16 protein-coding genes and 2 pseudogenes are annotated in these 22,398 nt (G+C 36.4%); 11 read left to right on the top strand and 7 right to left on the bottom strand.

All coding sequences use genetic code 11. The features are described from left to right. Positions 1-34 precede the first annotated feature (34 nt). Positions 35-580: pseudogene (locus tag ACZ5N5_RS06490) on the bottom strand (recombinase family protein); the annotation flags it as partial. A gap of 268 nt (positions 581-848) precedes the next feature. On the opposite strand from ACZ5N5_RS06490, the gene ACZ5N5_RS06485 reads away from it, so the two are divergent. The 8 genes and pseudogenes from ACZ5N5_RS06485 (at position 849) to ACZ5N5_RS06450 (ending at position 11,635) form a co-directional block, all read left to right on the top strand. Then, positions 849-1,940, top strand: coding sequence for a GerAB/ArcD/ProY family transporter (locus ACZ5N5_RS06485; RefSeq protein ID WP_464373491.1), 1,092 nt, complete (start codon positions 849-851; stop codon positions 1,938-1,940). After that, entirely contained in the window at positions 1,927-3,384 is a 1,458-nt protein-coding gene (locus ACZ5N5_RS06480) for a spore germination protein (RefSeq protein WP_464373490.1), read from the top strand. The genes ACZ5N5_RS06485 and ACZ5N5_RS06480 overlap by 14 nt, the downstream gene beginning before the upstream one ends. Positions 3,385-3,386: 2 nt before the next feature. Next, positions 3,387-4,517 (top strand): Ger(x)C family spore germination protein, encoded by a 1,131-nt coding sequence (locus ACZ5N5_RS06475; RefSeq protein WP_464373489.1) that lies wholly within the window; start codon positions 3,387-3,389, stop codon positions 4,515-4,517. 545 nt (positions 4,518-5,062) lie between these two features. Next, positions 5,063-5,446: pseudogene (locus tag ACZ5N5_RS06470) on the top strand (TniB family NTP-binding protein); the annotation flags it as partial. Positions 5,447-5,622: 176 nt separating this feature from the next. Next, positions 5,623-6,183 (top strand): recombinase family protein, encoded by a 561-nt coding sequence (locus ACZ5N5_RS06465; RefSeq protein WP_054789007.1) that lies wholly within the window; start codon positions 5,623-5,625, stop codon positions 6,181-6,183. A 353-nt stretch (positions 6,184-6,536) separates the two neighbouring features. Continuing rightward, complete coding sequence (locus ACZ5N5_RS06460; RefSeq protein WP_464373488.1) at positions 6,537-8,354, top strand: ATP-dependent nuclease; 1,818 nt, start codon at positions 6,537-6,539, stop codon at positions 8,352-8,354. Then, entirely contained in the window at positions 8,347-10,065 is a 1,719-nt protein-coding gene (locus ACZ5N5_RS06455) for a UvrD-helicase domain-containing protein (RefSeq protein ID WP_464373487.1), read from the top strand. The genes ACZ5N5_RS06460 and ACZ5N5_RS06455 overlap by 8 nt, the downstream gene beginning before the upstream one ends. 292 nt (positions 10,066-10,357) lie before the next feature. Continuing rightward, positions 10,358-11,635: an IS110 family RNA-guided transposase gene (locus tag ACZ5N5_RS06450; RefSeq protein WP_464373486.1), complete on the top strand. Its 1,278-nt coding sequence runs from the start codon at positions 10,358-10,360 to the stop codon at positions 11,633-11,635. 471 nt (positions 11,636-12,106) lie between these two features. Here ACZ5N5_RS06450 and ACZ5N5_RS06445 read toward each other — a convergent pair whose 3' ends face one another. The 3 genes from ACZ5N5_RS06445 to ACZ5N5_RS06435 form a co-directional block, all read right to left on the bottom strand. Beyond that, positions 12,107-12,628 carry a tetratricopeptide repeat protein gene (locus ACZ5N5_RS06445; protein ID WP_464373485.1) on the bottom strand — a complete coding sequence of 174 codons (522 nt, stop codon included), beginning with the start codon at positions 12,626-12,628 and terminating at the stop codon, positions 12,107-12,109. 296 nt (positions 12,629-12,924) lie between these two features. Beyond that, the gene (locus tag ACZ5N5_RS06440) at positions 12,925-14,337 is read right to left on the bottom strand and encodes a Glu/Leu/Phe/Val family dehydrogenase (protein WP_464373484.1); all 1,413 of its coding nucleotides are present in this window, start codon (positions 14,335-14,337) and stop codon (positions 12,925-12,927) included. A gap of 181 nt (positions 14,338-14,518) precedes the next feature. After that, on the bottom strand, positions 14,519-15,004 hold the full coding sequence (locus ACZ5N5_RS06435; RefSeq protein WP_277678856.1) for a DUF2798 domain-containing protein: 486 nt from the start codon (positions 15,002-15,004) through the stop codon (positions 14,519-14,521). 279 nt (positions 15,005-15,283) lie between these two features. Here ACZ5N5_RS06435 and ACZ5N5_RS06430 point away from each other — a divergent pair, with 279 nt between their 5' ends. From ACZ5N5_RS06430 to ACZ5N5_RS06420, 3 genes are all read left to right on the top strand, one after another. Beyond that, positions 15,284-16,138, top strand: coding sequence for a PRD domain-containing protein (locus tag ACZ5N5_RS06430; protein ID WP_464373483.1), 855 nt, complete (start codon positions 15,284-15,286; stop codon positions 16,136-16,138). Between the two features lie 147 nt (positions 16,139-16,285). Continuing rightward, entirely contained in the window at positions 16,286-18,205 is a 1,920-nt protein-coding gene (locus ACZ5N5_RS06425; protein ID WP_464373482.1) for a beta-glucoside-specific PTS transporter subunit IIABC, read from the top strand. Between the two features lie 58 nt (positions 18,206-18,263). Continuing rightward, a complete protein-coding gene (locus ACZ5N5_RS06420; protein ID WP_464373481.1) occupies positions 18,264-19,733 on the top strand; it encodes a glycoside hydrolase family 1 protein in 1,470 nt (489 codons plus the stop codon). A 47-nt stretch (positions 19,734-19,780) separates the two neighbouring features. Here the strand turns inward: ACZ5N5_RS06420 and ACZ5N5_RS06415 are convergent, their stop codons facing one another. The 3 genes from ACZ5N5_RS06415 to ACZ5N5_RS06405 all read right to left on the bottom strand — a co-directional run bounded on the left by ACZ5N5_RS06415 (position 19,781) and on the right by ACZ5N5_RS06405 (position 22,044). Then, positions 19,781-20,503, bottom strand: a complete 723-nt coding sequence (locus tag ACZ5N5_RS06415; RefSeq protein WP_464373756.1) for an amino acid ABC transporter ATP-binding protein — start codon at positions 20,501-20,503, stop codon at positions 19,781-19,783. A 2-nt stretch (positions 20,504-20,505) separates the two neighbouring features. Continuing rightward, on the bottom strand, positions 20,506-21,162 hold the full coding sequence (locus tag ACZ5N5_RS06410) for an amino acid ABC transporter permease (protein ID WP_054789022.1): 657 nt from the start codon (positions 21,160-21,162) through the stop codon (positions 20,506-20,508). Positions 21,163-21,243: 81 nt separating this feature from the next. Further along, a complete protein-coding gene (locus tag ACZ5N5_RS06405) occupies positions 21,244-22,044 on the bottom strand; it encodes a basic amino acid ABC transporter substrate-binding protein (protein WP_054789023.1) in 801 nt (266 codons plus the stop codon). Positions 22,045-22,398: the final 354 nt, after the last annotated feature.

Below are 22,398 nucleotides of genomic sequence, written 5' to 3'. Positions count from 1 at the left end.
AATGCTATTAGTTCCTCTAATTGTTGTCATTGTTTAAATATCGATATAGAGTGGCTCTACTTATACCAGTCATTTCTACAATTTCTTTAACGCTGTATTCTCTAGTATTATAAAGATTAATGGCTTTTGTAATATCTTTAGTTCCTACTTTTGGTCGTCCTCCTTTTCTTCCTCTTGCTCTAGCACTTTTTAGCCCCTCTTTAGTTCGTTCAACAATCAAATCTCGTTCGAACTGGCTAAAAGCTTGAAAAACAGTCATCATTAACCTCCCTTGCGGGGTGGTAGCATCAAAATTTTCTTTCACACTGATTAATTTTACATTTTTCTCTTCAAAGTAATTAACTAGATCGATTAAGTCTTTTGTGCTTCTACCTAATCTTGAAAAACTTTCTACTACAACAATATCCCCAGGTCTCAATTTGTCTTTTAGACGATTTAGCTCTGGTCGGTTTGATTTTGTTCCTGTCATTTTTTCTGTAAGAATTTCATTACAATTATATTTTTCTAATAAATCTAATTGCCGTGCTAAATCTTGCTGACGAGTACTTACTCGAGCATAACCATAAATGTACTGACTCATAAAAAAATACCACCTTTTCAATATAATTATATCATAAAGGGTGGTATATGAAACATAGATTTTGAGCAATCTTTAAAGACAATATTTCTTATGGCTTTGAGCTATTTAATATTCATAGTAAAAACGTCTCAAAAACATTCGTTTTTGAAATGTAGGTCTCTCCAAAAAATATCATTATATAATATTTGTTTAAAATCGGAGAATGCGAATAGTCTTAAGTAATTTAGCCAATATAATATTATAAATAGATTTTATAGGGAGTTTTTTGATGACAAAAATCAACATCATACAGCTTTTTGCGATTTTTTTATTAAGTATGGGGTTAACTAATCATGTCATTGTTATCCCATTTTTAATTAATGCTGCAGGTCGTGATGCATGGATAAGTGTAATTATTGGTTATATATTTACCCTTTTGTTCTCCTTATTATTATTGTATGTTACAAGGAAATTTCAATCAGTATCTATTTTTGAATGGATATCATCTACATATTCCAGACTGCTTAGTCGAACAATTGCTTTTTTATTGTTCATTTATTTGTCTATTACTGGTTTTATTACTTTAAAAGAAACGGTATTGTGGATAAATGAAACTTTTTTGTTTAATACACCCGTAGTAGTGGTATCTTTATTCATTCTAACTGCATCCATTTATATTTCATACGGGAAGATAAATGTAATTGCCATTTGCGCAGGTGTTGTACTTCCATTAGTTATTATATTGGGTTTGTTTGTCGCAATTGGTACCACTCCTGATAAAAACTATACACTTATTACACCTGTATTAGTGGAGAATGGGTGGAAGGAAGTGTTTCATGGTTCGCTTTTTGCATTTGGTTCAGCCATTGAAATAATTTTACTGATATTTTTACAGCATCACGTCGATAGGAAACTGAAGTTTTTACACATTTTACTTCTCATCACTTTTTTATCCATTCTAACTGTCGGACCACTACTTGGCAGTATCTCAACTTTTGGAGTAGAGGAAGCAGGGAAATTGAGATATCCTGCCTTTTTTCAGTGGCGTATCTTAGGGATAGGTAATTATTTCAATCATCTCGATTTTTTTTCCATTTATCAATGGTTATCCGGTACTTTTATCCATATAAGTATGATTTTATATATGATTACGCAACCCTTTAAAATTAAAAAGAAAAAACAGCGCTTTTATATCCAAGCCTTTATTTGTGTTATCTATCTAATTGTTATTACATTGCCTATTTCAAATGAAGAATTCTTTATCTTTTTATCACGTTTTTATTACATTGGAAGTATCTTTTTTGGTGTTTTTATCACAGTCTTTATTGCCTTTTTAATTAAAATTTCAACGAACAGGGTGTCTACAGATGAGAAGAGATAATTATAAAAAAAAGGAACAGTATATTACGAATCTTTTCCAACATTCAACAGACGTATCCATTGAGAAACAACACTTATATGCAAATAATAAAAAGGAACAAATGCTTATTATCTACTGCAATGGTTTAATTGAACATAAATTATTAATAAATAGTATACTCCCAGACATTCAAGACAAATACTACCGTGATGGACAAAAAGGTGTAGAAAATATAAATTGTTCCGAACGTATTACGTTGCGCAATCATGAAATAAATGTTGACAATACACTCCAAGAGAAAATTTTTAATGGCTATACAGCAATATTGATTGCTGAAAATTTATATTTCTTTAATACATCCAGTCCGCCAAAAAGATCACCAGAAGAATCTCATACTGAGGTATCATTGCGTGGTCCAAGAGACGCTTTTGTTGAAGATTTGAGTACAAACATCGCTTTAGTACGGAAAAGGCTTAAATCGAATTCTCTTGTAACAAAGTCTTTTACTCTTGGTAAAAGAAGTCAAACACAAGTTCGATTAGTTTACATAACAGATATACAAAATAAAAAGATGATTAAAGAAGTCACTCACCGTTTAACTAATATTGATATAGATATTATAAACAGCGACAACCAATTACTGGGTCTTCTTGGTGGTTCTAAGTATTCTCTTTTTCCATTAATGAAATCTGTATCTCGTCCAGATGGTGTTGTCAGTAGTCTTGTTAGAGGAAGATTTGCTATTTTTATTGATAATGTTCCCAACGTATTAATTGCACCAGGTAATTTGGGATTGTTTCTCCATACTGCTGAGGATGAACATACTCCATATTACTATGCTTCTTTGGAACTTTTACTTAGACTTTTGGGGTTAATGTTGTCCTTATTTTTACCTGCTTTTTGGGTTGCGTTATCTGCATTTAATGGAGACCAAATTCCATTTCCGTTACTAGCAACAATAGCATCTTCTAGATTAGGTATACCTTTTAGTTCAGCAGTAGAAGTATTATTAATGCTAAGCCTATTTGAGTTATTTCGCGAAGCAGGTGTCCGATTGCCAAAGGCAGTTGGTCAAACCATAGCAGTTGTAGGTGGACTAATCGTAGGTGACGCAGCAATTCAAGCAGGTTTAACATCTCCAACTATGTTAGTTGTTTCTGCAATTACTGCTGTTTCAACCTTTACACTAGGTAATCAAGCTCTTTATGGGACAGTTACAATTATACGATTCTTTTCAATTTTTCTTTCTTCTGTTCTAGGAATGTTTGGCTTTTTTATCAGTGTCTATTTAACACTTGGCTACCTTGCAAAGCTAGAATCATTTGGTATTCCTTATTTAAGTCCAGTCTCACCATATGTAAAAAATGATTTTTCTAAATCTTTACTGAAATACCCAGTTGCACAACAAGATGAACGCGCAAAGATCCTTGACACAAATGATACTGATCGACAAGGAGATGAATAAAAATGAAACAATTAATGGTAATCCCACTGATAGGATTCGTATTACTGATTTTAACAGGGTGCTGGGATGAATACGAAATTGAAGAAGTGAATTTCGTCTCAGCAATTGCAATTGACTATAAAGATGAAAAATATATAATTTATGCCCAAATACTTGATTTTTCCAATGTAGCTAAATCCGAAGATGGCAAATCGGGACAACCCATACCACTATACATAGGCAATGGTTCAGGTCATACAATTAATGATGCTATTTTCGATTTATATCGAACATCCCAAAAAACAGTAAACTGGTCACATATAGGAGCAATTATCTATACAGAGTCTATTTTGGAAAAAGGTATAAAAAAAGTGGTGGAATCCTTAAAGAAAAATGGAGAATTTCGTCCAACACCATGGATGTTTGGAACAAAAGAGTCAATTGAAAAAATACTTAGCTCTACTGGTTTTTTCCAACTGCCTCCAATATATACCATCTTATATGAGCCAACAGATGCATATAATCAATATTCGTATATTAAACCGATGCGTTTGCATAAATTTACTTCGATTTATAGCGAGCCAGGGGGGACTGCTTTACTGCCTTCAATTTCAATTGACGAAAACGATTGGAAGGAATTAACTACAGAACCAAAGACTAAAAACACCCTAAAAATAAATGGTGCTTTTCCTGTGAGTGAAGGAAACTATAGAGAGTGGATGTCTTATGAAGAGCTTATTGGTCTTAGATGGACGCAAACAAAGATTAAACGTACACCAGTAGATATTATTGAGGACAATGAAATAAAAGGTGTTGTAAGAATAACGTCACCATCTGTAAAAATAAATGTTGTTAGGGATGGTGAAAAGTTCCATTTTAACATACATGTTGATGCAAAAGGAGAATTAACAGATTTAGAAGAACACCTTTCCTCAAAAAAAATAGAAGAATTAGTAACAAAACAAATTGAAAAAGAAATAAGGTTCACTTATCAAAATGGAATTGATAAGGAAATTGACGTATATAATCTAAAAAATATACTTTTCCATGATAGGGTTAAACCACAACAATTAAAAAATTATACATTATCTACTAATTCTATAAAAAATGTTACAGTAAATTTCCTCTTAGAAAACAGGGGTTTATATGATTGAAACTGGAGTTAGATAAACTTAGTTGCTAATTCAAATAATTTATTTATAAATATTTAAAACAGTAAGACAAGGAGAATAAATTACTAAACAATGAAAAAGATTAAAATAAAAATGTCTGAGAGGTTAATTCAAAACTTTTGTTAAAACCGTTTTAATTTATCTATTCTCCTTCATAATATCCATGAAGGGAAATATTACTCCGAGTTACAATTGTTTAGTAGTCATATTGAGAAACTAAAGGAAGAAATGCTTCTATGTGAAAATCCTGAACTTTAAAGAATTATTAAGGAGAAAATCACCTTTATAAACAACATAATTAAACATTTAGATAGAGAAACAATATAAAAAATCTCTCTTATCTTGGACTGCCCCTCAATAACAAATGGGGTTGCTTTTTTATGCCAAAATCCTCTCTCACATATTCTGGAATATTTTCCACATACTAAGACTACTAGTTCATTACATAGTGGAGGTTCATATGTGGAAAAGGAAACAGGATAACAAGAAAAAAACATTCCAAGGGGACATCCACTTTTTCCATGAAATTGGAACAACTAAGGGATTTATATGATCGAAATGACTTAGCAATGATATTGATCGGAATGCCTGGAATTGAGAAAAGATTAGCTCGATATCCTCAACTTTATTCCAGAATTGGATTTGCCCATGAGTTTGATAAACTCAGTAAAGATGAAGCTCATCATATTTTGGAGTATAAATGGGAAGAGTTAGGACTTTCTATAAAACTTGAAGATTTTTCTGATTACGAAGCAATAACTAGTATTATTAAGATTACTGGAGGAAACTTCAGGCTTATACAAAGACTCTTCACCCAGATTGAAAGGATACTTGAAATTAATAATCTTGAAACCATTACAACAGAAGTTGTTGAAGCTGCACGAGACAGTTTAGTTATCGGAATCAAGTAATTATTAAAATCTATCTTTTACATGAAGATAGATTTTTATATTTCATCTCGTGCAAAATAGTATTTAAAATATGCGCAAAATACCGTTCAAAGTGACATAATACTGTATTATCAAGGCATTGAACGGTGTCATATCTTAGTGTCATAATTCAAGCGATAAAAAGGGGAAAATACATAATGAAATACGGATACGCTAGAGTTTCAACAGTTCATCAAGATTTAGAATTACAATTACAAGCATTGGAAAAGGAAGGCTGCGATAAAATCTATTCGGAGAAATTTACTGGAACTAAAGCAGACAGACCAAAATTTAAAGAGTTGCTTTCTTTACTAGAAGAGGGGGATACTTTAGTAATAACAAAGTTGGATAGGTTCGCAAGATCCACTGTAGACGCTATCCAAACAGTGAAGGGGTTATTTGATAAAGGAGTTAAGGTTCATATTCTAAATATGGGACTAGTGGAAAATACTCCAACAGGAAAGCTAGTATTCAATGTTATGAGTGCCTTTGCAGAATTTGAAAGGGATATGATTGTAGAACGTACTCAAGAAGGAAAGGCGATTGCCAAACAACGTGAGGACTTTAGAGAAGGACGACCGAACAAGTTCACTAAGAAACAAGTAGAACATGCATTAAAGCTACTACAAACACATTCCTACAAAGAGGTAGAGGAAACAACCGGAATTTCTAAAAGTACGCTTATTCGCGCTAAGAAGAAGAGGGAGGTAACGAACTAATGACATTAAACGAGTATAACCAACGATATGAGGAATTTTTACATTCTAACGATTTAAATTAAAGGGAAAAGGATATGGAATTATCGGACTTAATGACAGATATGGAATAAGAATTTAAAATTCCTATGTTAAGAGATGAAGAGTGGGAAAAGAAAAATAGAAAAGTAATAGCTTTGTATAGGAAAGAGTAGGGATTTATAGGGGTAGCATTAAGCTACTCTTTTTTATTTGATCAAGCTTTTTTTCAAAGCAGCAAAAGGAATTAGTTTAAAAGAAACAGAAAAATTTTTTGTTAATTAACACTTAATGATAATATATGGATATAATTGGGGGAGAAATGAGGGGTTGATTCTATGAAGTTATCAAAGGTTATGTTAAGAAACTATCGTAATTTTTCAAGTGCAGAGATTAATTTTAATAAAAAATCTCTCATTATTGGTGCGAATGATGTAGGTAAATCAAATTTAATTGATGCTATAAGACTTTTGCTAGACAAAACTTTGTCAGAAAATGATATAGAACCTGCTGATGAGGATTTCTGCGCATTTACCGAGTATAATTCCTTTGAAATTATACTTATTTTTAATGAAATTGAAGAAGAATGTATTTGGGCAAAACTTGGTCAATATATAAATGATAGTACAGGGGAGCTTTATTTGGGTTACTATGCAACAAGAGACACACCAGGAGGGACTAAGAAGTTTGAAATTAAAGCCGGGCCATCTCTTGAATTATTAGAAGAACTTCAAAGCAGATTCTATTTGAAGGTACTAAACTTAAAATACGTAGGGGCGAGTCGAAATATCGACAACTTCCTGAGAAGTCAAAAAAACAAGTTATTAGAAGTATTAAAAAGTATAAGAACAGAGGAACAAACCTCGATTGACAATGGTTACATGGAACAAGTTAGAACTTTCATGAATGATGTACAAGAACAAATTGATAGTTTATCTTATGTTAAATCAGCTGGCGAGAAATTAAATACTACCCTTGCCGATTTGGCTGAACACCACGTATCACAGGAAATAAAGTTAGGTATTGATGTTCCAAATAGTAAGGACCTATTTAAAAAGGTACAACTGCTTTCATACATAAATGACCAATCTATTCAGGTGGGTGGAGATGGAAAGAAGAATCAGGCATTTATTGCTTTATGGGCTGCGTTAAACGAACTGCAAAAAGCAGGTGACCAAGCTGAGGAGGTTTCGATTTTCTGTATTGAGGAACCTGAAGCACATTTACATCCTCATCAACAAAGAAAATTGTCTGAATACCTGGTGCAGCACTTGGATACACAAGTAATTTTGACCTCTCATTCTCCATATATTGCAACTGAATTTGACCCGTATTCAATAGTAAGATTGTATTCATCCATAGATAAATCAACTGTTGCAGCAAGGGGTGGGGTTTCACATGAGGTAGCAGGAAAGATTAAGGGTTTGGAATTTCGATCAAATGCATTATCCTCAGAAGTTTATTTTTCAGATTGTGTATTGTTGGTAGAGGGTTCTTCTGAAGTCATATTTTATAAAGCGTTAGCTAATCAAATAAATGTTGATTTAGACAAGTTAAACATTAGTATACTTTCAGTTGAAGGTGTTGGTTTTAAAAGATACATTGAATTACTTGAAGCGTTAAATATAACTTGGTTGGTTCGGACTGATAACGATTACTTTAAAGTTACTAGAAAGAAAAAAGAACCAAAGGAAGTTTATAGACTTGCTGGAGTTCAAAGAGCTATATCTTTTGCCACTTTAAAAAAAGAACTGTCTGGTTTGAATATAGAACAACTGGAAAAGCTTATAAAACAAAACGAAGGAAAATTATCAAATTTACCAACCCGAGATGAAGAATACCGAGAGCAAATATATACAGAGTTTTACACCGAATTAAAAAACAATAATATCTTTCTTGCCAATGTTGGACTAGAAGAGGATTTATATCATTCTTGTAATGAATTAAAAGAAAATTTAAAGAGTTATTTTGAAACCAAACTAGACGAAGATGAAGAAGACGAGGACATTATTGAACTAATGAAAAAGAAGAAATCAACTTTTATGTTTCACTTTGTCGAACAGCACTTTGAGTGCTTGAAGAATCTTAGAGACACTACACTTGCTGAGCCACTATTTAAATGTCAGAAAGTAATTGAGTCGCTGCGATATGTATAATCCTACTCCACAACAACAGGATATTCTTGATTGTTACGAAAATTGTGTCGTTATCGCCGGTCCCGGTAGTGGAAAGACCTCAACCATATCCCATAAAATATGTTCTGTTGTTAAAAGTTTACGGTGGTATGAAGGTATTTCTGCTATTTCATATACTAATAAGGCCAGTGGGGAACTTAAAGCTAAAACAATAACTTTATGTCAAGACTTAAAAAATTCCTTCTTTGGTACAATAGATTCTTTCTATATAGGAAATATAATTATTCCGTTTGGCAAAAGATTTTTTGGAGCATCTGATAAGAAACTAAGTGTTGAGAAGCTAGACGAGTATTATGATGACTTAATAGAAAAAATGATTGATGAAGTTGATGGCATCCTTATGAAATATAATGGATACTCAATACATCAATTGGAAGAGAACAATATAAGTTTAATTAATGAACTATCACCAGGTACTATCCATTTTATTACTAAAAGGTTCAAAGAAGGAACATTTGACCTGAGACTAGTTGGTGGGGTATCAAATTTAATCTTTTTAAGTTCTAAGGCATGTAGGAATTACTTCAAAGCTAGGTACAAGTATTTATTTATTGATGAATTTCAAGATTCGGGGAAAAATCAATATCAATTGTTTTTACGCATCTCAGAAATTGGTGTTAAATGTTGGGCAATTGGCGACATAAATCAATCGATTTTTAGATTTGCAAATAAGGATGCTAAATATTTGAAGGAACTTTTAAGCAACAAGGACTTCAATAAATTTCCTATGAATATTAACCATAGGTGCCATACATCAATCGATGTATACAGTAGGAAGTTATTAGGATTTACTGAATCCCCCGTAAAAGAAGACAATAGAGTATTTGATGTGTTTATTGAAGGTAATGAATGTGACATTGGAATTTGGTTCCAAAATAATTTAGATGTTATTAAAGAACAATTTGACATTAAAAATAATTCAAAAATAGGTATCCTTGCAAAAAAGAATATTACCCTTGAAAAATTTTTGGAAAAGATAAAGATTCCTCATAAACTGTTTAAACAAACAATTTTAGACGATGACCGTTCTTTATGTAGCGGGTTACTGACTGAATTATTATCATTAACATTTGATAATAATAAAACAGTTTATCAATTTATTGACAAATTCTTAGATAGAGAGTTATCCAGTCAACGTTTAGTTATTCAACAAACAACAAGATATGTAAAAAAGTTTAAAAAGAAGCTAAAAGAATATGTCGATGATATTAATGTTAATGCCGATGAATTGAGCTTAATATTCAAACAAATATGCTCGCAGATCTATCCCAATATTAACAACAATAGTGCGGTAACAAATTTAGAATATTTATTAGAGAATAAAGTGAAATTAAACGATTTTTTACCTCCAAAAGATAACGAAATACAACTAATGAATTTGTATAAATCAAAAGGACTAGAATTTGAAATTGTTGTTCATTTAGATCTTTATCAATACATTTTACCTGAATATGATTGGATAAGGTATGAAGATTATGAAAGCTACTCTGACTCATTAAACCTTCATTACGTAGGCGTAACTCGTGCAATAAAGGCTTTATTTTTGTTATCTAGTTCTCGAAGGTATCAATCATCCAACGACAGGTTTATTAGGGCTCAGAGGTCTGAGCTTTTAACAGGATTAGAATCCTTTCATTCAACCTGGCTAGGGTCAACTATTAAACAAAAGTAATATTAGTCAAATGCTTTTTAAATATTAATTGATTCTAATACTAGAATTGAAGATAAATAGTATTTTAAATGCTTTAATCCCTTCTCAAAATGGACATTACATAACAAATCAAAAACATCCGTTTATCCTATATTAATTTTGATATAAGTTTTGATTTGGAAAATACCAAAAAAGAGCATTCCTGTTAGAAGGATTTTCGGGGACTTGAACAAAAAAGAGCCCTCTTGGTATGATACGGGGTGTCAAAACTCGCCGAATTGACCCCTAATTTGTAACCAAGGAGGACTCCATAATGGATTTTAAACAAAATCAGAAAATTAATCAAGTCACCGAACAAACTCTCGTCGTTGGAATTGACATTGCGAAGCGTACACATTACGCATGTTTTGTTGATGATCGGGGGCGTGTAATTCAAAAATCATTCTCTGTCCAACAATCACATGATGGATTTGAGACATTCTACCAACGTATTCTTAAAGCGATGAAAAACTTCGGCAAAACAGAAGTGTTAGTCGGCATTGAACCTACGGGGCACTACTGGTTAAATCTTGCCTATTTCCTTGATGATGTGGGAATTCCACTTGTCATGGCGAATCCTATGCACGTCAAGCGTTCAAAGGAGCTAGATGATAATCTGCCAACGAAAAACGATCGGAAGGATGCACTTGTGATTGCGCGCCTATTGAAAGACGGAAGATTTAGCTATCCTCGCATTTTGAAAGACATGGAGGCCGAACTTCGTGCAGGATCTACCTTCCGAGGGAAGTTGACGGAAGAATTAGGTTCAGTAAAAAACCAAATGATTCGTTGGTTAGATCGCTATTTTCCTGAATTCACTCAAGTATTTCCATCATTCGGCAAGATGGCATTGGCGGCACTTGAGTGTACACCGTTTCCAAGTGACCTCGTTCAGAAGCAACCAGAGGATGTACTTTCTCTGTACCGTAAAGTAGAGGGGATAAAGTCTCCTCAAAGACCAAAAGCGATTCGATTAATTAAGCTCGCTAATCAGTCTATTGGTGTCACAGAAGGACGTCAGATGGCCCGTTTTGAAATCGCCACACTCGTTCACCGTTTTCGCCAGTTAGAAGAAGAAATTGAAACGATCACGAGCCAACTAATTGAGTTAGTACAAACGTCTGTTGAATATGAATGGCTCTCTACGGTCCCTGGACTAGGAGATACGACTATCGTTGACCTATTAGCTGAAATCGGAAGTTTCTCACACTACCAAGATCCACGCCAATTAATGAAGCTCGCGGGATTAACCTTGCGTGAGAATTCCTCTGGTCAACACAAAGGGCAAAAGCGAATTTCTAAACGTGGAAGAAGAAGGCTTCGAGCCCTCCTATTCCGGGTTATGATGCCAATGATTCGACATAATGAAGCATTTCGTAAAATGCATGAGTATTACACAAATAGAACACAAAACCCGTTACGTAAGAAACAATCAATAGTAGTACTTTGCGGTAAGCTACTCAAGGTGTTACATGGGATAAGCACGAAGCAAACAGCGTTTGATGCAGAGCGAATGATGAAGGATATTCCTTGTCTCGGAGAGGTAGCCTAACGCCCTCATCCCTTTTACTAAGCACTAGACAACAGGATGACACGGAGAAGCTGGCACTATTTTCACCATCCGACCTCGAGTCCCTAAAGGAGCTTCGCTAGCCTCTGCCTTATGACTAGACCGAACGAAGGAATGTAGGCACTCAGATGCCAAGAGACATGGGAGGGTACGTCATCATAAGCTACGCAGAGATCCATGGTGCATCACATACTATCCCCCACCACTAATAACCAGGTTTATCCAGTGGTGACAGCGTAGCGTATCCAACTACTGTAAGAGTTTCACATGTTTATAAAATACTGTTAATCGGCGTGTCGAAAAATATTTTTTTGACACCCTTACAACGGCTCAAACCGTTGATAAATCAATATTTATAGAGGGAGGTGAAACCACCTCTTTTTTCTAATCTCACAACCAATAACAATAAAAAAACACCATAGCTACAATGGCTGTGGTGATTTCTTCATGGCTTTACTTTTTCTCTTGAACATCTTGCCATACTTGCAATGCCTCTTCATTATCTGGCTCGATCGCTAGGGCTTTCTTTACAGCTTCCTCTGCTTTTCTGTAGTCAGCCACTTTAAGATAACACTTAGCAAGGGATGCCCATATTTCTCCATCATTCATTCCTTGCTCGATACAGTAACGGAATTCTTTAGCGGCTTCAGCTGGATCTCCTCCAAGCATATCTGGTGCATTTAATAGTTTAGAACCATTCATCCTTCTAGCTAGTGGCAATGTCGGGTCCTTTTCAAGAGCAATCGTAATCTTCTGTTCCATTTTTTGAAAAAGATCCATTTTATCCGCCAAACTCCACGCTTCATCAATTTGACGTCCATAAACAGCCGCAAGCCATGCATGCGCTTGTGCACTTTGAGGATCAAATGCAACTGCTTCTGCGAACAATTCATATGCTTTTTCGTAGTCCTTTATTTTAAATGCATTGTATCCACGACGAAATAAGTCACGCAATAAATTTTTATTATCTCGCATACTTCTACCCCTGCCTCTTCGAACAATTTCTCTAACTCATACGGTTGCCTTTTTGCTCAATATAAACATATACATTATAAGTATATGTTTAATTTAATGTATAGTATCGGCTAATGTCGTATGAAGAGGAGGATTTTTTTATTAGATGTTTATCTTTCTTGGTCATCTCGCGATCGGGAAAGGACTTCGCCTAGATACAGCTATTCTATCCTGACCATCTCGCGCGCCACAATAAGAGCTCTCTATATAACGAAAAGAAAACCCGGCAATTGCCGAGCTGTTCTGTTATTATTTCTCTAATATAATTTCCCATGTCGATATAGCAGGGTAAATAATCGCTGCACAGAGTTGATATAACATATGTCTCGGATGCTTTTCAAATCTTCTCCTTGAAAGTAGGTGTCAAAAACCTCGCGCATGCTTTCTTCCATATGCTGATACATCTCACCAAAAACCGCTTTTTCTGAATACCGTTCAATAATCCGCCCCTGTTTCCATTCTAGATAGGAAACAATCACACCACCAGCATTGGCTAGAATGTCAGGAATAACGATTCGGCCTGACTTTTTCAACACTTGATCTGCTTCTCCAGATATAGGTGCATTGGCACCTTCAATGAGAATTCTTGCTTGAACATCTGTTACATTGTTTAAAGTAATCTGGTCCTCAAGTGCAGCTAATAATAATACATCTACATCGATGGTCAAAATATCATCACGATTGTGTAATTCTGCTTCTACTCCCGCATCCTGTAGCTGCTGTTCTGTTTTCGGTAAATGATTATGCACCCGAGCAAATTCAACTAATCGAGGAATATCCAACCCTTTCTCATGATAGAGCATGACGCCCTCATCACTAACAGAAACCACACGATGATGAAGATCACTTGATTTATAAGCTTCTAATGCCGCCACTCCACCAACATTACCAAAGCCCTGTACTGCAAAGGAAATCGACTCCCCACGATCACTTTTTCCATAAAGGGACTGAAGGTATTGCATCTGCTCCCTACCAACATCACTCTGGATAGCTTCCACACGATTTTCATACTGACGCGCACATTTCTCCACAAGCCACCAATAGCTAAAATATGTACCTTTTCCCGTCGCCTCTCTACGTCCTCTCGCACCACCATTGATAATACTTTTCCCAGTAAAGGAGCCTTGATAATTTTGACCGGGATGAATCGTTTTGTATTCCCCTACCATCCAATCCATGACGCGTTCATTCGTTCCCATATCTGGTGCCGGAATGTCATGTGTCGGGCCTAAATCATTGGCAAAGCGTTGCACATATTTTTGAGAAACTCTAAATAATTCACGATCCGAAAATGAATTCGGATCAATGACTACCCCACCTTTCGCACCACCAAAAGGCAGACGATGAAGTGCATTCTTTAATGTCATCAATACCGCTAAATTTTCTACTTCCTCTTCTTGAACGGCCTCGTGGAAACGGATGCCCCCTTTGTAAAAACCAGCAATATTATTATGCTGAACACGATATGCGGGGATCCGTACAATTTGACTGTTATCTCTTCTGACACGAAGGTAACCCTTGATAACTTTATCCGTAGTTGTCAAAACCTCCTTAGCAGACTCAAACCTCTTCACACGCTCTTCCTCTGTTAATTCCGGAAGATAATCCTTCTTTTGATAAAGATGATCAATCGACTGACGAATCGTTTCTTGGGTATCTAATGTCGCCATTCCACTCTCTCCTTCCTAAGAATGTTTGATATAGGAATTTATTTGAAAACACCATCATGGCGTATTTCATCGAAATAAAAAGGCTTAGCTGGAAGTTCAAAAGTTAGCTCCATTATAACATCAACCTAATACATTTTTCCTTGAAAAAGGGAAAATCAGATTATCTCTCTTTCTACTTCCCCTAGCTAGACAACTCTACCCCTCTCTTTTGAAAATACTTCGAAAAGATAAATCGTACAGCTGGTCCCATTACTAATAGCTGCAATGGAAGTGCCAGGACAACATTTCGAATAAAAATAGTTCCATAAGCACTAATCATACTTCTCCCCTCTAAACCTTGGCCAAAATAGGACATGAGGAAACCAAACATAGACATAAAAAATACCATACCGAAAATCATCAATGTAGACATACAAAGAACAAATAATAGTTTGCTGGAATGAGCAAAAGGTAGCTTTAATGTTATTTTCTTAGCAAATGGTCCGACAATAAAAAAATCTAAAAATAATGCGATGATAAATCCTAAAACGACTTCGATAACTATATTTTGTAAGGTTAAATGTTGGATATTCCCACTTATGAGGAGATTGTAGGTAGACATTACAGCGACCATCCCAAAGCACATCATAAGACCGAAGATGATACTTTCTTTTTTATTTGTTGGCATAGTTCCCATCCTTTCTAAATCAAACAGATCATCAGTATAACAAGAACCAACTTTTCTCATAAGTGAACATTTTGTGAACTTTCTTTCTTCGTCTATTCATCCACTCTTCCTACCATTTTCTCACTACCACCCTTATTTGACATTTATCCTGAAGCATGGTACATTTTATCCATTAATATATCATTATGATGGATTGTTACTGATTCGATCAGGCATCACCATGTTCCAAATACACTTCCGTATGATAAGAATGCGTTTTAGAAGATGGGGGAATGACCTTTGAAATATATTAAAGCCTTTAATAACAATGTGGCTTTAGTAGAAGATTCCTCTGGGCTTGAGTGGATTGTAATGGGTACGGGGGTCGGCTTTCAAAAAAAGAAAGGGGATCCAATTGATGATGCTAGCATCAGACGAAAGTTTGTAGCAGAGCAATCACCAACGCGAAAACCCTTACTACAGGTATTAAAAGATATGGATTCTGAGGTTTTAGATGTATCCGTTGAGATCATTAAGCAAACGGAATCCCAATTAGGGGTTACCTTTAATCATAATATCTATTTAACACTTGCTGACCATTTGAATTTTGCGGTCAAACGAGCACATGAGAGTATTGACTATGCCGATACGACTCGTTGGGAAGTGAAAAATTTATATCCAAAAGAATACAAAGCGGCAAAGGATGCCATACGTCTTGTATTTGACCGTCTTGATGTACTTCTTCCTAAAAGCGAGGAAACATTCTTAACCTATCACTTCGTCAATGGACAACAGTCTAAAAAAACGCAAATCGAAGAAACATTGAAAATGACGGAAGTGATTAACCGCATCATAGAAATTGTGCAGTACCATTTTCAACTTAAGCTTGATGAAGAATCATTAAACTATACACGTTTTATTACACATCTGCGTTATTTCTTCATCCGACAGTACAAGCAAGATCCTGTGGATAGTGAGGAAATGGACCAGACACTTTTAGAAGTTGTCAAAACCAAATATGAAAAAGCATATCAGGCTGTGGAAAAGTTCGCAGCACTATTAAAGCAAAAATATGGCTGGACAGTCTCAACCAATGAAAAACTATATTTAACCTTGCATATCTGGCGCGTCACAAATCGCCAAAAAAGTGAATAGCAACAATGTGGATTGTTACTTGTGATCAGAAATGATCAATTAGGCATTACCCAATTAGGTTAAGTGCACCAAGCACTTGTCCTATTTGGGTATTTTTTTTGCTAGCAAACAAAACCTAAAAAATAACTAACATAAGGAGGAAAAACAATGGCTTCACATAAAGAGACCGCACAACAGGTGGTCGAAAAAATCGGCGGAGCGAAAAATGTAAATCAAGCATGGCATTGTGTCACACGGCTTCGCTTTAACCTAAATGACAAAGACAAAGTAGAAATTGAGGAAATTAAAAAAATTAACGGCGTAATGGGTGCACAATTTTCCGGAGATCAGTTCCAGGTCATTATTGGAAATCATGTATCCGATGTATTTGCCGAGGTAGAACCATTAGTCGGAGGCGCTGGAAGTGGGGACGGGAAAAAATCAGGGCAGAAACAAAGTGTTGTTTCCTTAGTGATGGATTTTATATCTGGCATTTTCACCCCGATCCTACCAGCACTTGCAGGAGCAGGTCTATTAAAAGGGTTTCTAGCATTATTTACAACGGTCGGTTGGCTGACAACGGAAAGCGATACGTACATGGTATTAAACGCCATTGGAGATAGTGTATTTTACTTTCTACCGTTCTTCCTTGCGGTTTCCACTGCAAGAAAAATGCGTACAAATGAATACCTCGCACTGATTGTTGCAGGTACCCTAATGTATCCAAGCTTAATCGAAGCATTTAATGCAATAGAAGGTGGCGGTCCTGATACACTAGATTTCTTAGGGCTAGGAATTATTAATATTCCTCTATTAAATTATGATACAAGTGTTATTCCAGTTATTTTAAGTGTCATTTTATTAAAATACGTCTATGATCTCGTAAAAAAAGTCATTCCGTCTGCAATTCAGCTAATGTTCGCACCAATGATTGCCTTTTTAATTGTTCTTCCACTATCCCTATGGCTGATTGGACCATTAGGAACGAACATTGGTAACTTTGTCTCTGACATTTTCAACTGGTTATTCGAATTCTCTGGCTTATTTGCAGGTCTATTACTAGCAGGATTTATGCCATTGATTATTATGACAGGAATGCACTATGCCTTTGCACCAATTGCGATTACAAGCTTAGCGACCTTAGGCTATGACAATATGGTCATGCCGATGATGCTTATTAGTAACGCAGCCCAGGCTGGTGCAGCATTAGGGGTTGCTGTCATTTCGAAAAACAGACAAATGAAGCAGCTTGGTCTATCTAGTGGTATCTCTGCAGCTATCGGTATTACCGAACCAGCGATGTACGGGGTGAACATGAAGCTGAAGAAACCATTCGTTTTAGCCTTAGTCTCCGCAGGTATTCTCGGTGCTATCGCAGGATGGTACGGATTAAAGGCATATACAATGAGTGGTATTATCGGTATCTTTGCCCTACCAGTCTTCGCAGATCCAGCTGGAGAATCAGCAAGTCTCATCGTATCGATTGTCCTATTTGCTCTTGCTATTGTACTACCATTTATTCTAGTACTCATCTTCCGCTTTAAGGATATAGAAGAAGATACTACAGCAAGTACACAGCCTAAGGAAGAGGTAGCCAAAGCAAAAGAAACTACAACAGAAGCAACTGGAAAAGAAATCATGGTTCAATCTCCTTTAAAAGGGACCATTGTGCCACTAGCGGAAGTATCTGACCAGACCTTTTCACAAGAAATTATGGGAAAAGGAATTGCAATTGAGCCAGAAGAAGATCGAGTAGTTGCACCAATTGCGGGTACAATCATGGTTTTCCCAGAGTCGCAGCATGCGATCGGGCTTAAAGGGGATCATGGCGAGGAAATTCTTATTCACATAGGAATCGATACAGTTTCCTTAAAAGGAGCGCATTTTAACGGATTGATTAAAGAAGGCGATCGCGTCGAGGTCGGACAACCATTAGTAGAATTCGACCGTGAAGCAATCCGCCAAAAAGAGATCGAAACCGTGACGATGATTGTCGTAACCAACACAGCTGAGTACTTGGATGTTTTACCAATTAATGCAGATGGTCCTATTTTCGAAGGAGAACATTTATTATCCCTTGTCAAATAAGGAACAATGGGGGGCATGTTTTGCGTGCTCTCCAATTATATAAAAGGAGTGACATTTCATGACAAAAGCAATCAAAGGTTTCAAGCCTGAATTTTTATGGGGTGGTGCTACAGCTGCCAATCAAGTAGAGGGAGCCTATAATGAGGATGGAAAAGGCCTTTCCACAGCCGATATGGTAAAGTATATTCCGAAAGAAGAGCGAGGCATCCACAATTTCTCCATGGATGTGACCGCAGACTATATGGAAGATGTCTTAGCAGGTAAAGTAAACGACCGCTACCCGAAAAGGGACGGCATCGACTTCTATCACCGTTACAAAGAGGATATCGCGCTATTTGCAGAGCTCGGCTTCAAAGTATTCCGTCTCTCCATCAACTGGGCACGTATTTTTCCAAATGGAGATGATGCAGAACCGAATGAAGCAGGACTACAATTTTACGATAATGTCTTCGATGAACTAAAAAAATATGATATCGAGCCATTGGTGACTTTATCACACTATGAAACACCACTTGAGTTGTCCCGTAAATACAATGGCTGGTATGACCGTCGAGTGATTGGCTTCTTTACAAAGTATGCCGAAACAGTCTTCACTCGTTATAAAGATAAAGTGAAATACTGGTTGACCTTTAATGAGATCAATGTAATCACACATAGCCCCTACACTGGTGGCGGAGTTCTAGTTGACAAAGTCCCTGGGAAAACGAAGGAACAAATTGCCTATCAAGCAGCACATCATCAATTCGTGGCAAGTTCACTCGCTACGAAATTGGCTCATGAGATTATTCCTGATGTACAAGTTGGTTGTATGCTTGCACGTATGCAGACATATCCCCATACGAATAATCCAGATGATATCTTGGAAGCACAGCATCAGAATGATCTCAACCTATTCTTTACCGATGTTCATGCAAAAGGCGAATACCCTAGCTACATGAATCGCTACTTTGCGGAAAATAACATCACGATTGAAAAAGAAATCGGCGATGATGAAATTTTGAAGCAATATCCCGTAGATTTCATTTCCTTCAGCTATTACATGTCGATGACGGTAGCTACTCAAGGGGAGCATGACGAGGTAGCAGGGAACATGATTAAAGGTGCGGTCAAAAATGAATACCTCGAAACCTCAGATTGGGGCTGGCAAATCGATCCTAAAGGGCTTCGTGTAGCGCTTCGTGATTTCCACAACCGCTATAACCTGCCATTATTCATTGTGGAAAATGGACTTGGTGCCTTTGATAAAGTCGACGAAGATGGATCAATCCATGATGACTACCGAATCGACTATTTAAGAAAACATATCGAGCAAATGAAGGAAGCTGTCAAAGATGGCGTGGACCTAATGGGTTATACAGCTTGGGGGCCAATCGACTTAATCAGTATGTCCACATCAGAAATGTCGAAGCGTTATGGATTTATCTATGTCGACCAAGACGATGACGGAAATGGAACATTAAACCGTTCCAAGAAGGATTCTTTTGATTGGTATAAGCAAGTAATTGCTACGAATGGGGAAGAATTATAAGAGTGGATCAAGTGCGTTACCTCTTGAGGTAGCGCACTTCTCCTTTGCTATAATACTTTTGACAAAAATGCTTGGGTTCTCTCGTTTTGTGGATGGTTAAATAATTCATCTGGCGTTCCTTGTTCTACAATGAAGCCTTCATCCATAAAAATTACACGATCGGCGACTTCCTTGGCAAAGCCCATTTCATGTGTCACGATGATCATCGTCATTCCTTCTTCCGCTAAATCCTTCATAACCTGAAGGACCTCTCCGACCATTTCAGGATCGAGAGCGGAGGTAGGCTCGTCAAATAACATAATGTGAGGTTCCATCGCTAGGGCACGAGCCATTGCTACCCGTTGCTTTTGTCCGCCAGACAAGTTATCGGGATAGGTCTCCGCCTTGTCTACTAATCCGACTTTTGTGAGTAGCTTTATTCCTAAATCCTTTGCTTCTGCTGGAGATTTACCCTTTAATCGTTTCGGTCCAAGCGTAATGTTTTCCATTACGGTCATGTGTGGGAAGAGATTAAATTGTTGAAATACCATTCCCATCCGCTGGCGTAACTCGTTAATATTTGTCTTAGAAGAAGTCAGATTATCTCCCTCAATAAAAATATCCCCAGCTGTAGGTTCTTCTAATCGATTCATACAACGTAATAAGGTACTCTTTCCTGAACCAGAAGGGCCGATAACACACACTACTTCTTGTGCATCCACACTCATATTAATATCCTTTAGAACCTCTAACTCCCCAAAGGATTTTTTAAGATTTTGAATTTCAATCATTTTCATGCGACATCTAATCTCCTTTCAAGCCAACGAGAGAATAAGGTTAAGGAATAAATAATAACAAAATATAATACACCAACCGCAAATAGTATTTCGAATGCACGAAAATTAACCGCGTAAATAGACTGTCCAGATAAAGTTAGCTCGGCCAACCCGATCACGGAAAGGAGTGAGGTATCCTTAATGCTGACAATAAATTGATTAACAAATGCCGGAATCATACGCCGTGTAGCTTGTGGCAAGATAATCAGCCTCATTGTTTGGGCGTAAGAAAGCCCGATTGTTCTTCCTGCCTCCATTTGCCCTTTATCAATCGAATTAATTCCCGCACGGAATATTTCGACTAAATAGGCCGTAGCATTAACTGTTATCGCGATCACACCTGCAGAAAATGCGGTAAGACTGATATCGACTACACTGGGTATACCGAAGTAAATAAATAAGATTTGCACAAGTAATGGTGTCCCGCGAATGATATCCACAAAAGCAGTGGCAATCGCTCTTAAGACTTTACTTTTCGTAATACTAAATACACCCAGTATCAGTCCGATAATCATGGCAAGAATAAGTGATATAACCGTTACTTCTACTGTCATCCCCATCCCTTTTAACAAGGTGGGTAATCCCTCAAGAATTATATTTATCGATTCCATCATACGTGGTATCCCTCTTTCTCTTAGAAAAGGTGTGACAAGCCGCCACACCTTTTGGTTGGTTCAAATTTTTCCGGTGACTTCTTATTCAGCAAAATACTTGCTATAAACCTCGTCAAACTCACCGCTATCCTTTAGCTCCTGAAGACCAGTATTGATTTTGTCTACTAGCTCTTCACTACCCTTTGAAATGGCAATTCCGTAGTCTTCACTCGGATACTTATCCCCAACTAATCGAAGCTTGGAACCCTCTCCATCTTGATTGATTTTATAAGCAACACTAGGATAATCATTGATCACCGCATCGGCATTACCATTTTCTAATTCCATATACATCGTCGCATCATCCTGGAGCTTCGTGACTTTTGCATTATATTTTTCTGCTAGCTTATTCGCTAATTTCAAACTAGACGTTCCTTGTTTGGCTACGATTGTTTTTCCTTCTAAATCTGCTTCTTCTTCAACCGTACTATCTTTTAAAGTAATTAAGGATAAACCAGATTCAAAATAGGGATCAGAGAAATAGACCACTTCTAAACGATCCTCTCTTATTCCAATAGCAGACACAGCTGCGTCTACTTGATTAGCTTGAAGCGCCGGGATAATTCCATCAAATTTCATCGTTTTCCATTTAACCGATAGATTCGCCTTATCTGCAACCGCTTCCACTAATTCGACATCAAAACCTGTTAATTCTCCATCTTCTTTATATTCAAATGGGGGATAGTCTTGAACCGCTGCGACGGTGATTTCTTCTTTTGTTTCACCTGAAGCGTTACTAGTAGTATCACTTGTTCCACATCCTGCTAAGACTAGGGCAATGACACCAACTAAAACGATCAATATACCCTTTTGAACAAAAGTGTTTTTCGTTTGTTTATTCATTATGTATATCCTCCTACCCAAAATAATGTAATAAAAGCAACCTTATCTATTGTATCGATCCAATTTCTTATTTCCAAATTAGATTAATATTGGTTTGTGAGGATATGTTTATGTTTTTTCAGCTATCGTTACTTATATCGTTAATTATGTAGAAATCCTTATAGAGAGTTGGGTATGCTGTCATATCCTCTAAGATTGGATTTCAAGAAGGATGAAAATAAACCTTACTATTATTTCTTCAAAAGAAATAACCACCAAGCCTGATAAGCAAATAGGTGGTTATTTTCTTTCAATATTGCACTAAGCTGTTAGGTGTTGTGAGCACCAGACGGCTTTTCCTTTATATTTGGTTAC

This window comes from Gracilibacillus sp. JCM 18966 (assembly GCF_055392695.1).
This window is presented reverse-complemented; position numbering and strand designations above follow the sequence as displayed.